Origin of the sequence: Salinicoccus sp. Bachu38, assembly GCF_038561955.2 — a bacterium.
GTDB lineage: Bacteria > Bacillota > Bacilli > Staphylococcales > Salinicoccaceae > Salinicoccus > Salinicoccus bachuensis.
Genome location: NZ_CP138333.2, coordinates 2,209,574 through 2,224,266, shown reverse-complemented (window position 1 = coordinate 2,224,266; position 14,693 = coordinate 2,209,574). Strand labels below are relative to the sequence as shown.

Below are 14,693 nucleotides of genomic sequence, written 5' to 3'. Positions count from 1 at the left end.
AGGAAAAGGTGAGCGTTATGAAACTTGAGATGGCACAAAGGGAAGTACTGCCGAATTCTGTAACGACGATTTTGAGGCAGGCGATTCTGAAAGGGGATCTGGAACCTGGGCAGCATCTGGTGCAGGCTGAATTGGCAGAGCAGCTCGGGGTAAGCAGGATGCCTGTCAGAGAAGCGCTGAAGACGCTGGAAATGGAGGGTTTGATTACACTTGAACCGCACAAGGGGGCTGTAGTCAATGAACTGACAATCGACGATATCGATGAAATATACGAACTGCGTACGATGCTCGAGTCCCTTGCCCTTAAAAAGAGCATCCCGCACCTGACAGATGAAGCACTTGATGAGATGCAGAAGCTGCACTTGAAAATGCTGGATACATTCGAGAAGGAGGAATATGTGGATTTGAACAGAAGATTCCATACCATTTCACTCAGCGGGTGCAAGAGCAAGAGAGTGCATAGTCTGATGGCAAGGGTGTCCCATGGAATTGCGAAGGATACGCCATATGTAATCCCCGGCCAGATCGAAAAGTCCAACAGGGAGCATGGCATCATCCTGGAAGCCATCTCAAACAAGGACGCAGAGAGGGCGGCAAACGAACTCTCCCATCACATCAACCGGACACGCGAAGATCTGATAGAAGTTCTGAAGGCACAGAAGATAAATAAATAGAAAAATCAATAAATTGCAAAAACTATATTTACAACGGGTTGGATTTATTTTACACTTTAATTGTATCCAATCTACAATATCCAAGACGAGGGGGCGCACAATGAATAAAACATGGATTTTCATCCCTGGCGCCAAAGAGAAGTTCCTTGATAAGGCAAAGGAGCTTAGGGCCGATGTACTCATCTTTGATCTTGAGGATAGTGTCGTTCCCAAAGATAAGAAGGAAGCAAGGGGAATGGTGGAGGCGGCCCTTGGACAGCCAACATCGAAAAATAGAAGGTTTGTACGTGTGAATGATGTCCATAGTCCATTCTTCATCGATGATATCGCAACACTTGCAGGGGCTGCTCCTGACGGCATCGTCATCCCGAAGGTGGACACCCGGGATGAAATGATGATAGCGGATTTTCTGCTCAGTCACTATGAGAGGGCAAATGGTCTGGCGCCAGGATCGATCAGCATTGTTCCATTGATTGAGACGGGGAAGGGCATCATCAATGCTGCCGATATTGCACAATCCGCCGAACGCATTGAAGCATTGGCATTCGGTGCCGAGGATTACATGCTTGATGTCAGCATCCCGAAAGATGAAGGAGATGCACTGCTTTATGCACGCTCCATGCTGGTGACAGCATCGAGTGCTGCCGGCATCGCCCCGCCGATTGATTCGGTCTATACGGATTTCAATGATCCGGAGGGCCTGAAAGCCGCTTCGATAAGAAGCAGAGGCGCCGGTTTCCAGGGCAGGCTGGTCATCCACCCCAAGCAGCTGGAAACGATCAATGAAGTATTTGCCCCGACAGACCGTGAAATCGAGGAAGCGAGAGAAATCGTCGAAGCATATGAAGCGTCATTCAATGAAGGCGATGGCGCCCTGCAAGTGAATGGAAAGATGATAGATGCCCCTGTAGCTGAGAGGGCTAAAAAATTACTTGAAAATGAAAGCGTTTACTAGAATATGGAGGAGGAGTTTCATGCTGCCACTGGAAGGTATAACGGTCGTCTCTTTGGAGCAGGCCATTGCCGTCCCATTCGCAACGAGACAGCTTGCGGATCTTGGGGCAAGAGTAATAAAGGTCGAGAGGCCTGATGTCGGTGATTTCGCCAGAGGATACGATACGACCGTCAATGGAATGTCGAGCCATTTCGTATGGTGCAACCGTTCGAAGGAGTCGATTGCCCTCGATCTCAAGTCGGACGAAGGAAAGGATGCATTGTCAAAGCTGATCGGAAAAGCGGATGTACTGATACAGAACCTGGCTCCCGGAGCCCTTGAGCGCATGGGGTTCATCCCTGAAGAACTGGTTGAAAAACACCCGGAGCTCGTTGTCTGCAGCCTGTCGGGCTACGGCAAGGGCGGTCCATATGAACAGAAGAAAGCCTATGACCTGCTGGTCCAGTGTGAAGCGGGGCTCGTATCGGTGACAGGGACGGAAGAGGAGCCGTCCAAAGCGGGCATATCCATCGCGGATATTGCATCAGGCATGTACGCCTATACGGGCGTGCTCACCGCTTTGATGAACCGTATGAAGACGGGCAGGGGGACGGTCATGGAAGTCTCCATGCTGGAGGCGCTCGGCGAATGGATGGGCTATCCCACATACTATGCCGCCTACGGAAACAAAGAGCCGAAACGTACCGGGGCGAGCCATTCGACCATCTACCCCTATGGACCATTCATCTGTGGGGATGGCAAGACCGTGTTCATCGGCCTGCAGAACGAACGCGAGTGGGCGCAGTTCTGTGACAAGGTGCTGGGTGACCCGGAACTTAAAAACGATGCACGGTTCAACACGAATTCGCTGCGCTCGGAGAACAGGGCAGCCTTGAAGGCACTGATCGAGGAGCAGTTTGCAGAACTCACATCCGAAACTGTCATTGAACGTGTCGAAAATGCAAAAATCGCCAATGCAAGACTCAATACAATGAAGGATTTCTTCGAACATCCTCAACTGAAGGCAAGAAGCCGCTGGAAGGACGTGGAAACACCGGAAGGGCGAATCAGTGCGCTTGTGCCACCAGTGACAATGAACGGCTTCGAAGCAGTGATGAAGCCGGTGCCGGGCCTCGGTGAGCATACGGACAGCATTTTGGAGGAACTTGGACTGAAATCTGAAACATTCAATAAATAGGAGGAAATTCATGAGTATTCAACAGGGCTGGACAGGCAGGTATTATGAGGACTTTTCCGAAGGGGATATCTATCCTCACCCACTGGGCAGGACGGTGACAAAGACGGACAACATCTATATGACGCTTTTGACCCAGAACACGAATCCAATCCATTTTGACGACTATTATGCAGAACAGACGGACTTCGGACAGCCGCTTGTCGATTCTACATTCACACTGGCACTGGTCACCGGCCAGTCGGTCACCGACATTTCGCAGAATGCGATGGCGAATCTCGGATGGGACGATATCAAGCTTCCCAACCCGGTGTTTGAAGGGGACACCATCTACTCCTATTCGGAAGTGACCGGACTCAGGGAATCAAAATCCCGTCCCCATGTCGGCATCGTCAATGTGAAGACTTTCGGCTATAACCAGAGGGGCGAAGTGGTCATATCATTCAAAAGGACGATGATGGTCTATAAGAGGGACCAGGCACCGAAGCAAGGCGACGAACTCCTGCAGAAGGTGCTCGACGGCCAGAAAGGACAGTGAAGGAGGTAGAGGATGAAAGAGATAGCATATCAGGATATCGTCGATGAAGTGGCCAGGATATGTCAGGAAGCGAACTACGACCTGGGGGAGGATGTAGTCAATGCCTTCAAGGAATCGGTCAGGACCGAGAAGTCCGAGGCCGGCAAATCGATTCTGAACCAGTTGATAGAAAATGCGGATATCGCCACTTCCAACAGGGTGCCCATGTGCCAGGATACCGGCGTATCGGTCTTCATAGTAAAACTTGGACAGGACTGCCATATTGCCGGAGGGTCTCTGCAGGAGGCCATCAACGAAGGGGTCAAAAAGGGCTATGATGAAGGATACCTGAGGTATTCCATAGTGGACGACCCGATCAATCGCAGGAATACCGGAGACAATACCCCTGCCGTCATCCATATTGAACTTGTGGAAGGGGAGGACCTCGAAGTTCAGATGTCCGCCAAAGGGGGCGGCGCAGAGAACATGAGTGCAATGAAGATGCTTACTCCAAGCGCGGGAATCGAAGGGGTCAAGAAATTCATTCTGGACACCGTCCGTGAAGCGGGACCGAATGCCTGTCCGCCGCTGGTGATCGGCATCGGCATCGGCGGTAACTTCGAAGTTTCTCCATATCTTGCAAAGAAATCATTGTTCCGCCCTGTCGGCGAGAGGCATGAAGACCCTGAAATCGCCGGGCTGGAAGAAGAACTGATGACGGAAGTCAATAAGCTTGGCATCGGCCCACAGGGCATGGGAGGCAGCACGACGGCGCTCGACATCAAAGTGGAAACGGCACCATGCCATATTGCGGCATTGCCCGTTGCTGTAAACCTGAACTGCCATGCGAGCCGACATAAGCATTTCGTGATGTAGGGAGGAGAAAGCATGAGCATCAGACTGAAGGTCCCTTTTGAAGCAGGGGCAGTCGAGAAACTGAGAAGTGGTGAACAGGTACTGTTGACAGGAACACTCTATACGGCGCGGGATGCAGCACACAAGCGGATGGTGGAACAGCTGGAAAAGGGGGAGTCTTTGCCCGTCGGGCTGGAAGGCCAGGTCATCTATTATGTCGGCCCCACACCGAACAAACCCGATAGTGTCATCGGTTCCGCCGGCCCGACGACAAGCAGCCGTATGGATGCCTATGCGCCCAGACTGATGGAAGAAGGCTTGAAAGGTATGATCGGCAAAGGCTACAGAAGCGCGGAAGTGGTTGCATCGATAAAGAAGCATTCTGCAGTCTATATAGCGGCGATTGGAGGAACAGGTGCACTGCTTGCCCAAAAGATCCTCTCCTCCGAGGTGATCGCCTATGAAGATCTCGGGACGGAAGCAATCAGGAAGCTGGAAGTTGAGGACTTTCCATGCATCGTCATAAACGACAGTCATGGAAATGACTGGTACAAGGAAGCACACAAGCAATTTGAAGAATCATCAAACCAATAAAAGGGGATGCAGCAATGAGTGAATTGATTGGTACTGAAACGATTACTTTGAGTGAAGCGGAAAGGGAGGGCCTGCGTCTTAAAGTGAGGGCGCTGTGCGATTCATTCGGCAATGAATACTGGAGGCGGCTCGATCCGGACAGGGAATATCCACAGGCGTTCGTGGATGCACTGACTGAAGAGGGCTACCTGTCCGTGCTCATTCCTCCGGAATATGGAGGCAAGGGATACGGCCTCACTGAAGCGACGATCATCCTCGAAGAGATACACAGGGCAGGGGGGCATGCTGCTGCCTGCCACGCCCAGATGTATACGATGGGCTCGCTGCTCAGGCACGGAAGCAAGGAACAGAAGGAAAAATACCTTCCCGGCATTGCAAGTGGTGAAATACGCATGCAGGCCTTTTCGATCACCGAGCCTGAAGCGGGATCCAATACGACGGCAATCACCACCTTCGCCGAGAAGAAGGAGGACGGATACGTCATCAACGGACACAAGAACTGGACGAGCCGCATCCTGCAGTCCGACCTCCTGCTCCTTCTGGCCCGTACGACGCCGCTCGAAGAAGTAGAGAAGAAGTCCCACGGAATGACGCTCTTCCTGGTCGACCTGCGTGAAATCAGGGAAAAACAGCCGGAATCGCTTGAGGTGGAGCCGGTAAGGACGATGTTCAACTATGCAACGAACAAGATCTGGTACAAGGATATGAAAATCCCTGCCGACAGTCTTATCGGTGAGGAGGGGAAGGGCTTCAAGTATGTGCTCGACGGCATGAATGCCGAGCGTATCCTGCTGGCTTCGGAGAGCATCGGAGATGGCTATTTCTTCATTGACAGGGCAACGGGCTATGCAAGCGAAAGGGAGGTGTTCAACAAGAAAATCGGAGAGAACCAGGGGGTCCAGTTTCCAATCGCCAGAGCGTATGCCTCCATCAAAGCGGCGGATGCATTGAGATACAAGGCGGCTGAAAAGTTCGATACGGGTGAAAATTGTGGAGAAGAGGCGAATACGGCCAAGCTGATATCCAGTGAGGCAAGTTGGGAGGCAGCCAACGTTGCCATCAATACTTATGGGGGAAATGGTTTCGTGGATGAGTACGACATAGAACGGAAGTTCAGGGAGACGCGGATGTATCAGGTGGCGCCAGTGAACAATAACATGATCCTTTCCTACATTGGACAGCATGTGCTGGGCATGCCGAGATCTTACTAAACATTAAGCAAAGGGGATAACATTTATGAAAAAGTTATGGTTTGTGATGATGCTCATTCTGACAGTTGGCGTAATGGCAGCATGTGGGGGCAACGGCGGAGACAGCGGAGGCGGTGAAGAAGCCGAAGCTGATTTTGAAGAGAATGAATATCCGAGCACGGTGACGATCGGTACAGCTTCACAGGGCGGTACCTACTATATCTGGGGTGGCGGCTTTGCCACGATGCTTGAGGAACATCTCGATGTGACATCGAATGTCGAAGTGACGGGCGGACCGGTCCACAACATCCAGCTGTTGGATGCGGATGATGTCCAACTTGGCATGGTGACTGAAGGTCCATTGTATGAAGGCTATACCGGTGAAGGGGAATGGGCGGAAAAGGAATACCAGGATATCCGTGTCATTTTCCCGATGTATGATACACCGTTCAACTGGTTCTCGCTCGAATCCACAGGAGTCACCAGCATAGAGGAGCATGAAGGGGAGCGTGTCGGTGTCGGTCCAGCCGGAGGAACACCAGGTACGTACAACCCGATCATCTATGAAACGCTTGGAATTGAAACCGGGGAACAGGTGGCTGCTGGAGCCAGTGACATGGTTTCACAGATGCTGGATGGCCAGCTTGAGCATATCGGTTTCTCGGCGGGCATCCCGATTTCGGCTGTAGTCGAGGCTGAGACACAGACGGATATCAACATCTATGGCATCGAAGGGGAAAATCGTGACACGATCATGGAGGAGCTCAGCTATTTCAAGGAGTTCACCATCCCGGAAGGTACCTATGATTCCCAGGAAGGGCCGATTGAAACGATCGCCCAGTTCAACTTCGGTGTAGTGCAGAAGGAAGCGAACTCCGACTTCGTCTATGATCTTGTGAAGATGTATCACGAGAATATCGACCAGATGATCAATACGCACAGCTCGGCTGAAGAAGCTGAGGATCCTGAAGCGATTCTGAACAATACCGACTATCCGATGCACCCGGGCGCGATCCGCTACTATGAAGAGATCGGCGTAGAACTTCCGGAGGAAGTATATCCGGCTGAATGGGAAGAAAGCAGTGAATAACTGACCATAGCTTAACTGTTTCCGCATCCGGAAGCCGGGTGCGGGAGCATTCAAGGGGGGATAAGATGTCCAGGAAAGATTTGCATGAAGAGAATGAGCATGAGGACCGGCGTGAACCGAGAGATGAGAATGATCTGAGGGAGCTTGAAAAAGATCCGGATATTGAGGAAGATGGCAAACTGGATACGGAAGTGGCTGAAGATGCATTGGAAGCATCACCCAAGACCAGAAACTTCACTGGATGGAAGAGATACACTTTCATGATCATTGCTGTGGCAGGTGCCCTGTACCACCTTTATATCCTGAACTTCAACCCGATAGATCCATGGGTGTTCAGAAGTACACACATCCTGTTTGGAACCGTATTGACAGTGATGTTCTATAAAGGCTGGAAGACGGAATCGAATCGGATACCGATTCTGGATTGGATTCTGATTGGCGCTGCAGTGTTTGTCGGCTATTATATATTTGCCAACCTTTCGACACTCGTGTTCCGATTTGGGGTGACACCGACGACGCTTGATGTGGTTGTCGCAACAGTAGGTATACTGCTCGTGCTGGAAATAACAAGAAGGACAAGCGGTTGGACACTTCCCATTCTGGCGGGTGTATTCATCCTCTATTCCTTTGCAGGTCCATACCTGCCCGGGATACTGAATCATAACGGCTATTCCTTTGAAAGGTTTGTCACTTATATCTATGGGCTGGACGGCGTATTCGGTGTGACGACGGATGTATCTTCCAAATACATCATTCTCTTCATCATCTTTGGCGCTTTCCTCCAGATGTCGGGTGTCGGTCAATACTTCATTGATGTCGCCTTCCGGCTTGCGGGCTGGATGAGGGGCGGACCTGCGAAGGTCGCCGTGTTCTCTTCCGGTCTGATGGGAATGATCAATGGGACTTCTGCAGGCAATGTTGTCGCAACAGGGTCGCTCACGATCCCCCTCATGAAGAAGACGGGGTACAGGGCACGTTTCGCTGCAGCAACCGAAGCAACTGCTTCTGCCGGCGGACAGCTGCTGCCACCGATCATGGGTGCCGGCGCCTTCCTGATGGCTGAGATTACCGGCATTCCCTATTCGGAAGTCATTCTGGCTGCGACGATTCCGGCAATCCTCTATTTTGTGTCGGTGTATTTCATGGTCGACTTCCAGGCACTTAAAGAAGGACTCAAGGGTCTGCCGCTGAAAATGCTTCCCGACAAGATGTATCTGCTCAAGAAGGCATATCTTTTCATTCCGATCGTACTTCTTATAGGTCTTCTTGTAAGCGGTTACAGTGTAATCTTTGCAGGTACGGCCGGCATTGTAGTCTGTTTCCTGCTCAGTCTGGTCAGCAAGGAGACACGCATGGGGTTCATGAAAGTGCTGGAAGCATTTGAACTTGGAATGAAGAATGCACTGCAGCTGATTGCGATTGTTGCATGTGCCGGTATCATCGTCGGTGTCATTGCATTGACTGGTGTCGGCCAGCGTTTCAGTACGATGCTGCTTACCATTGCTGACAGCAATATGCTGATTGCCCTGGTCTTTGCGATGATACTTTCAATCATCCTGGGAATGGGCATGCCCACAACGGCAGCGTATGCCGTTGCAGCATCGGTAGTGGCACCAGGTCTTGTAAGGATGGGCATGGAACCGATCCTGGCGCATATGTTCGTCTTCTATTACGCGGTCATCTCTGCAATCACACCTCCGGTGGCCCTTGCAGCATTTGCGGCTGCAGGCATTACAGGGACCAACCCGATGAAGACGGCAGGTGAAGCCTTCAAAATCGGACTTGCGGCATTCATCGTACCTTTCATGATGTTCTACAGTCCGGAGCTGCTGCTGCTGAGCGACAGCACCCTGAGCATTGTGATCGCAACAATTACAGCACTGGTGGGCGTCTACTTCCTGTCGGCGGCCGTTCAAGGGTGGTTCTTCAGGAAACTGTCGCCGTGGTATGTCCGTGGCGTCCTGCTCGTCATTGCGGTACTGCTGATGCTGTCCAGCCTGTATACCGATATTGTGGCGGTCGGTCTGATCGCCGTTGCGATACTGATGCAGAAATACATCAATAAGGGCAAACCGAAAACACGGGAAAAAAAGTCCCGTAACACCACTAGAAGCGGCAAGCAGATGAATATGACATAGAATGGCCGGAAATGCAGCATACCATGCTGCATTTCTTTATATCGTAAAATGTCTTATGGAGGATCGATGAGATGGCGGAAAAATATAAGCATACCAACGGTATAAGATGGGGTCAGGCTGCCGTTTTCGCTTCGGCCATACTGCTCTTCCTGGCGGTTCTCGCATTTTTGCCTGAAACAGTTCCCTGGCCCGCCAGGAGTACGATTGCCATCATGGTGTTCGGTCTTGTTCTTTGGGCTTTTGCGCCCATCCCGATCGAGTTGACTTCAATCATCATCATCGTCCTGCTCATCGTGATGAAACCGGTCGAGATGGATGTAATCCTGAGCGGATTCGCGTCTCCGGCCGTCTTTCTCATCATCGGCGGCATGATGATGGCAGTGGGGGTGAACCAGACGCTGCTCGTCAAGCGGATGACCTATTTTCTGCTCTCACTCATGGGGAAGTCGGCCAAGGGAATCTATATCGGGTTTTTCATCCTGATGCAGGTGCAGGCCTTCTTCATTCCTGCAACTGCTGTCCGGGCCTCCCTGATGCTTCCGATATTGAGCAATATCATAGAGGAGACTGGCATGGATGAAAGATCCAACTTCAATAAGCTGATGTATATCGGCGCCGCTTTCGGAGGAAATGTGAGCGGAGCGGTGGTGCTTACAGCGGCAATAGGGAACATTCTGGCAGTTGAAATCCTGAGGTTGTATGAAGGCGTGTCGATATCCTATCTTCAATGGTTCATATATGCTGCACCAATGTGGATCCTTCTTGTCCTGGCGACGATGTACATCGTATGGAAATGCTATCCGCCGGAATCATACTCATTCGAAAAGCTGCAGATTGAAATGAAGAGCAAATATGATTCGCTGGGCAGTCTGTCGATTGATGAAAAGAAATGCATCGGGATACTGGTGGTTACCATACTGATCTGGTTTACCGAGTCCTGGCACGGATATCATCCGACATTCGGTGCATTGCTTGCTGTCATATTGATGGCTATACCGGTGACAGGTTTTGCGGCCTGGAAGAAGATGCTGGACATCAACTTCGGCATGGTGCTGCTGATCGGGGCGACGCTCTCTTTGGGCTATTCATTGATAGAATCCGGGGCGATCGACCTTTTGGAAGTACTGGTATCTCCGCAGATTGTGCTGGACATCTTCAGCAATCCCTGGCTCGCCATCCCCATCACCATCATCGTGTCCCAGATCTATCATCTGGGAGTCACGAATGTATCCACGGCGGTCATCACCCTCATGCCTGTGCTGATCAGCCTGTCCGTACAGTCCGGTGTGGATCCGGTGGTCATCGTCTTCGCTTCAGCCATATCAATGCTGCTCGGATTTCTTCTGATAGTGGAAACCATGCCGAATGTCGTGGTACACAGTACAGGCAGGGTCAGCCAGAAGGATTTTCTATGGCCGGGCCTGTGGCTGACGCTTGCGAGCATCGCAATCATGATCGTCATCGCGTATACTTATTGGAGATGGATCGGTTTCTGGCCATAATCCAACATAGACAAACAGGAGGGAATTATGAAAAAGATAAAACTTGCCGTAGTGCCGGGTGACGGCATCGGAACAGAAGTCGTCCCGCACTCCCTGAAGGTTTTGGACACCATTGCAGAACTGCATGGGGGACTGGCATTCGAATATGAGCATTTCGACTATGGATGTGACTACTATTTCAAGCATGGGGCCATGATGGCTGAAGACGGACTGGATCGGCTCGGCCAGTCGGACAGCGTCTTTCTGGGGGCTGTCGGCGACATTTCAAAAGTGCCGGACCACATTTCCCTATGGGGGCTGCTGCTCAAGATCAGACGGGAGTTCGAACTTGAAATCAATGTGCGTCCTGCGAAAGTGTTCGAAGGCATAAGGTCCCCATTGCTGAATCCGAAGGACTTCGATCTGGTGGTCGTCCGTGAGAACAGCGAAGGGGAATACAGTTCCGTCGGTGGGCGGATGTACCAGGGTGACAACGAAATCGCCATACAGAACAATGTCTTCTCGAGACGTGCAACAAAACAGGCAATGGAGCATGCATTCGAACTGGCAAAATCCCGACGCAAACATGTGACCAGTGCGACGAAGTCCAATGGTATCTTCCACTCCATGCCATTCTGGGATGAAGTATTCAAGGAGACTGCAGAAAAGCATGGGAATATTGAAACATCCTCCCAGCACATCGATGCGCTCGCCGCGACATTCGTCACCCATCCGGAGCGCTATGATGTCATCGTCGCAAGCAACCTGTTCGGCGACGTCCTGACCGATGTTGGGGCGGCGATCATGGGAAGCATTGGCATCGCACCATCAGCCAATCTCAACCTGAACGGGCAGCATCCTTCAATGTTCGAGCCCGTGCACGGTTCGGCGCCGGACATTGTCGGCAAAGGGATCGCCAATCCGATCGGGCAGATCTGGACTGCCAGGCTGCTGCTCGACCATCACGGCGAGGAGGAGATGGGCACGCTGCTTCTTGATACGATGGAACGTGTGACAGCAGATGGCTTCCTGACACCGGATGTCGGCGGTGGCAAGAAGACGGAGGAAGTCACGGAAGAGCTGATCCGGAGGCTGAAGGCAAATTAATGATGAAACTTTGAAGAATGACCGGGCTGGTCATTCTTTTTTTCTGAAAGCAAATTGTGGTGGCACAATACTTATGGTAATATTCAGATTAATGAATGTCGGGTATTGCAAACAGCATGGATATCAGACGGAAAAGGGGATATGTCATGAGCGAAAAAGCGGATTTGAAATCGATTCTTAAGGATTGGCGCCTGCATGCCGTTGTACTGGCCATTGTAGTGCTGACGGAACTGATCGGTCAGATTTCGATACCTGTCGGACCCGGGGCCATCCTGCTGCTGCCGATGCTGTATGCACTGGTCATCGGATTCGGCCTTTATTTCACACCTGTCATTTCAAAGAAGCAGTCGAAGAACGCCGAACCGCTCATCGTAATGGGTGTGGGCGTCCTGATAGCCAAAATCGGTGTGGTCATCGGACCGCAGATCCAGGAGCTGCTTGCTGTCGGGCCGGCACTCCTTCTGCAGGAGCTCGGCAATCTGGGAACCATCCTTCTGGCCTTGCCTGTGGCGATATGGCTCGGAATGAAGCGGGAAAGCGTGGGGATGACCCACTCCATCGGCAGGGAGCCGAATGTAGGTCTGATCATGGACCGGTACGGCTTCAATTCGCCGGAAGGCAGAGGGGTTATGACAATGTATATTTTCGGTACCGTATTCGGTGCAATCTTCCTCGGTCTCATCGCCGGACTGCTGGCTACACTGACACCGATACATCCGTTATCCTTTGCACTGGCTTCCGGTGTGGGCAGCGGCAGCATGATGGCGGCTGGAAGCGGGACGCTCATCGCGGCCTATCCCGATCTTGAGTCGCAGATCATTGCGCTGGCGGGTGCCAGCAATCTGATTTCACTGGCAACCGGACTGTATGTCAGCATGTTCATCGGGCTGCCGCTGGCAAATAAGATCTATGCCGTAATGAATAAAAATGAAGCCGGAGGAGAATAGAGGGATGAAGAAGATAATAGACTGGACGCTGATACTTTTGATATTCGCCGGTGTGACGCTGCTCGGCAACATGATAGGCTATGACATCTATTCCTGGGCAGCCGTGCCGGGCATCCTTGTTCTTATTGCCATAGCGCTTCTCGGCATGATCATGGAGGAATACATACCTGTCAACATCCCTGCGGTCGGATACATCGCCCTGATCGGCATCATCGTTTCCGTTCCCTGGTTTCCCGGGTCGGATTATGTCGTCCAGTGGACGAGCCAGGTGGAACTGCTGGCCATCACCACACCGATTCTGGCCTATGCAGGCATATCCATCGGACGGAACTGGACCGATTTCAAGGATATGGGATGGCGCTCCCTTGTCGTAGCCATACTGGTATTCATCGGCACTTTCCTCGGATCGGCCCTGATTGCAGAAGTGGTCCTAAGAATACAGGGCATCATCTAGAAATATGTCCCATGCACATGACAAAAGCCTGCCCCTTCCAATGGGGGCAGGCTTTTTGAAATGGTCTACAGTTGAACCGTATCGGGTTCCTTGTCATCATCATTCATGATCCGTGCCGTTTCAATATCGATCTTTATCGCCTGGAGATCGTCTTCGCCCTTCAATTTCTGATAGAGGTTGCCGACTTTGGCAAGCATTTCGTCAACATCAGGCGTGACTTCCTCAGGCAGGCTGGCCTTGCCGAGAATTTCCACATAGCGTTCTCCCTTGCCTTCCCTTTCCTCATATCCCAGAAGAATATGGGCGTATGGGTTTTCCTCCAGATCATCAATCTTGTACGTATCTTTTCTCGTATAGGTGTACAATGTGAGGCCATCATTATAGAAATACATGTAGCGGCTCATCGGTTTATTGTCACGGATCGTCGCCATCGTACCGATATTATTGTTGTCCAGAATTTCTTTCAGCGTATCTTTGAATTCTTCCCTGTTCATGAAATTCCCTCCTATTCGATAACTGTATCCCTTCTACCCGATTCTTGGGTCTTCTAATCCGAATAGGGGTTGAATAAAGGACTGAAGGTCTGGCGCAGCTGGTTATACCATCTCTTCACGAAGGGCTTCTGATTATCCTTGCGCATGCTGACATACATGGGATGCTTGATGTTCAGATGGTTGAGGCTGTGGACGGTGAACTTCGGATAGCTGTAGGTGAGCTGCTTTGCCTCTTCACGGGTGAGTATCGCCACATGTCCATGTTCGATCAGCAGATGCTGGATGATGGTCATATCCTGGTATATTTCGATGCCGCGCTTCTTGAACATCTGGCTGATGTCGAATACGGGCTGGAAGGTGATGAGCGGAAATTCCTCCAGCTCATTCAGGGAAGCCTGTGTCGGCAGCTGGACCCTGTTGCTTTCCCGGAAGACATAATGATAGTTCTGTTCGAACAGCAGGGCACTCTGTATGAGCGGGTCTTCAGATCTTTGGGCCGAAATGACGATATCGAGTGTTTCGTCCAGCAGCCTGTCTTCAATGGAAGATTCATCCAGTGTGTGGATGTTGAATTCAATCTCTTCATTCTGTCTCAGAAACTGATTCAGCGACTGCAGTACCTTGGAGGTCATGTCCGAACGGGTGAGGTGGATATTTAATGTATATCTTTTCTGGATGGCTTCTTCATTCAGTTTCTCCCTCGATTTTTCCACCGATTCTAAGATATTGACTGCATCTTCAAAAAATATTTTTCCTTCATCTGTCAATTTGATGTTCCGGCCGACCCTTTTGAAAAGCTTGACCCCCAGATCTTCCTCCAACAGTCCAATCTGTCTTGAAAGTGCCGACTGGGCGACGTTCAAGGACAGGGCAGCCTCTGTCATATGTTCCTGTCGGGCGGTTTCTATAAAGTATTTCAACTGTTTGATCTCCATATTTTCACCATCAATCTAATTCTGATATGAATATTATATCATTGATATATTGATTGTATAGGTAGGTTTAATGGTAGTATATACTTAC

15 protein-coding genes are annotated in these 14,693 nt (G+C 51.0%); 13 read left to right on the top strand and 2 right to left on the bottom strand.

Going from position 1 to position 14,693, the window contains the following annotated elements; all coding sequences use genetic code 11:
- Positions 1–17: 17 nt before the first annotated feature.
- The 13 genes from RQP18_RS11315 (at position 18) to RQP18_RS11255 (ending at position 13,176) form a co-directional block, all read left to right on the top strand.
- The gene (locus RQP18_RS11315) at positions 18–674 is read left to right on the top strand and encodes a GntR family transcriptional regulator (RefSeq protein WP_342387787.1); all 657 of its coding nucleotides are present in this window, start codon (positions 18–20) and stop codon (positions 672–674) included.
- A gap of 100 nt (positions 675–774) precedes the next feature.
- A complete protein-coding gene (locus RQP18_RS11310; RefSeq protein ID WP_342387786.1) occupies positions 775–1,629 on the top strand; it encodes an HpcH/HpaI aldolase/citrate lyase family protein in 855 nt (284 codons plus the stop codon).
- A gap of 19 nt (positions 1,630–1,648) precedes the next feature.
- Complete coding sequence (locus RQP18_RS11305; protein ID WP_342387785.1) at positions 1,649–2,806, top strand: CaiB/BaiF CoA transferase family protein; 1,158 nt, start codon at positions 1,649–1,651, stop codon at positions 2,804–2,806.
- 10 nt (positions 2,807–2,816) lie between these two features.
- The gene (locus tag RQP18_RS11300) at positions 2,817–3,341 is read left to right on the top strand and encodes a MaoC family dehydratase (protein ID WP_342387784.1); all 525 of its coding nucleotides are present in this window, start codon (positions 2,817–2,819) and stop codon (positions 3,339–3,341) included.
- A gap of 12 nt (positions 3,342–3,353) precedes the next feature.
- A complete protein-coding gene (locus RQP18_RS11295; protein ID WP_342387783.1) occupies positions 3,354–4,196 on the top strand; it encodes a fumarate hydratase in 843 nt (280 codons plus the stop codon).
- A gap of 12 nt (positions 4,197–4,208) precedes the next feature.
- Entirely contained in the window at positions 4,209–4,769 is a 561-nt protein-coding gene (locus tag RQP18_RS11290; protein WP_342387782.1) for a Fe-S-containing hydro-lyase, read from the top strand.
- A gap of 14 nt (positions 4,770–4,783) precedes the next feature.
- Complete coding sequence (locus RQP18_RS11285) at positions 4,784–5,980, top strand: acyl-CoA dehydrogenase family protein (protein ID WP_342387781.1); 1,197 nt, start codon at positions 4,784–4,786, stop codon at positions 5,978–5,980.
- A gap of 25 nt (positions 5,981–6,005) precedes the next feature.
- A complete protein-coding gene (locus RQP18_RS11280) occupies positions 6,006–7,049 on the top strand; it encodes a TAXI family TRAP transporter solute-binding subunit (RefSeq protein ID WP_342387780.1) in 1,044 nt (347 codons plus the stop codon).
- A 65-nt stretch (positions 7,050–7,114) separates the two neighbouring features.
- On the top strand, positions 7,115–9,187 hold the full coding sequence (locus RQP18_RS11275; RefSeq protein ID WP_342387779.1) for a TRAP transporter permease: 2,073 nt from the start codon (positions 7,115–7,117) through the stop codon (positions 9,185–9,187).
- A 71-nt stretch (positions 9,188–9,258) separates the two neighbouring features.
- Entirely contained in the window at positions 9,259–10,689 is a 1,431-nt protein-coding gene (locus tag RQP18_RS11270) for an SLC13 family permease (protein ID WP_342387778.1), read from the top strand.
- 27 nt (positions 10,690–10,716) lie between these two features.
- On the top strand, positions 10,717–11,775 hold the full coding sequence (locus RQP18_RS11265) for a tartrate dehydrogenase (protein WP_342387777.1): 1,059 nt from the start codon (positions 10,717–10,719) through the stop codon (positions 11,773–11,775).
- A 146-nt stretch (positions 11,776–11,921) separates the two neighbouring features.
- Positions 11,922–12,722 carry a DUF3100 domain-containing protein gene (locus tag RQP18_RS11260; protein ID WP_342387776.1) on the top strand — a complete coding sequence of 267 codons (801 nt, stop codon included), beginning with the start codon at positions 11,922–11,924 and terminating at the stop codon, positions 12,720–12,722.
- A 4-nt stretch (positions 12,723–12,726) separates the two neighbouring features.
- On the top strand, positions 12,727–13,176 hold the full coding sequence (locus RQP18_RS11255) for a hypothetical protein (RefSeq protein WP_342387775.1): 450 nt from the start codon (positions 12,727–12,729) through the stop codon (positions 13,174–13,176).
- 65 nt (positions 13,177–13,241) lie between these two features.
- Here RQP18_RS11255 and RQP18_RS11250 read toward each other — a convergent pair whose 3' ends face one another.
- Positions 13,242–13,670, bottom strand: coding sequence for a pyridoxamine 5'-phosphate oxidase family protein (locus RQP18_RS11250; RefSeq protein WP_342387774.1), 429 nt, complete (start codon positions 13,668–13,670; stop codon positions 13,242–13,244).
- Positions 13,671–13,723: 53 nt separating this feature from the next.
- A complete protein-coding gene (locus tag RQP18_RS11245) occupies positions 13,724–14,605 on the bottom strand; it encodes a LysR family transcriptional regulator (protein WP_342387773.1) in 882 nt (293 codons plus the stop codon).
- Between the last annotated feature and the right edge of the window lie 88 nt (positions 14,606–14,693).

Excerpts from the sequence above, each read along its gene's own strand:
- RQP18_RS11315 (WP_342387787.1), top strand. The coding sequence starts at position 18 with ATGAAACTTGAGATGGCACAAAGGGAAGTACTGCCGAATTCTGTAACG.
- RQP18_RS11310 (WP_342387786.1), top strand. The coding sequence starts at position 775 with ATGAATAAAACATGGATTTTCATCCCTGGCGCCAAAGAGAAGTTCCTT.
- RQP18_RS11305 (WP_342387785.1), top strand. The coding sequence starts at position 1,649 with ATGCTGCCACTGGAAGGTATAACGGTCGTCTCTTTGGAGCAGGCCATT.
- RQP18_RS11300 (WP_342387784.1), top strand. The coding sequence starts at position 2,817 with ATGAGTATTCAACAGGGCTGGACAGGCAGGTATTATGAGGACTTTTCC.
- RQP18_RS11295 (WP_342387783.1), top strand. The coding sequence starts at position 3,354 with ATGAAAGAGATAGCATATCAGGATATCGTCGATGAAGTGGCCAGGATA.
- RQP18_RS11290 (WP_342387782.1), top strand. The coding sequence starts at position 4,209 with ATGAGCATCAGACTGAAGGTCCCTTTTGAAGCAGGGGCAGTCGAGAAA.
- RQP18_RS11285 (WP_342387781.1), top strand. The coding sequence starts at position 4,784 with ATGAGTGAATTGATTGGTACTGAAACGATTACTTTGAGTGAAGCGGAA.
- RQP18_RS11280 (WP_342387780.1), top strand. The coding sequence starts at position 6,006 with ATGAAAAAGTTATGGTTTGTGATGATGCTCATTCTGACAGTTGGCGTA.
- RQP18_RS11275 (WP_342387779.1), top strand. The coding sequence starts at position 7,115 with ATGTCCAGGAAAGATTTGCATGAAGAGAATGAGCATGAGGACCGGCGT.
- RQP18_RS11270 (WP_342387778.1), top strand. The coding sequence starts at position 9,259 with ATGGCGGAAAAATATAAGCATACCAACGGTATAAGATGGGGTCAGGCT.
- RQP18_RS11265 (WP_342387777.1), top strand. The coding sequence starts at position 10,717 with ATGAAAAAGATAAAACTTGCCGTAGTGCCGGGTGACGGCATCGGAACA.
- RQP18_RS11260 (WP_342387776.1), top strand. The coding sequence starts at position 11,922 with ATGAGCGAAAAAGCGGATTTGAAATCGATTCTTAAGGATTGGCGCCTG.
- RQP18_RS11255 (WP_342387775.1), top strand. The coding sequence starts at position 12,727 with ATGAAGAAGATAATAGACTGGACGCTGATACTTTTGATATTCGCCGGT.
- RQP18_RS11250 (WP_342387774.1), bottom strand. The coding sequence starts at position 13,670 with ATGAACAGGGAAGAATTCAAAGATACGCTGAAAGAAATTCTGGACAAC.
- RQP18_RS11245 (WP_342387773.1), bottom strand. The coding sequence starts at position 14,605 with ATGGAGATCAAACAGTTGAAATACTTTATAGAAACCGCCCGACAGGAA.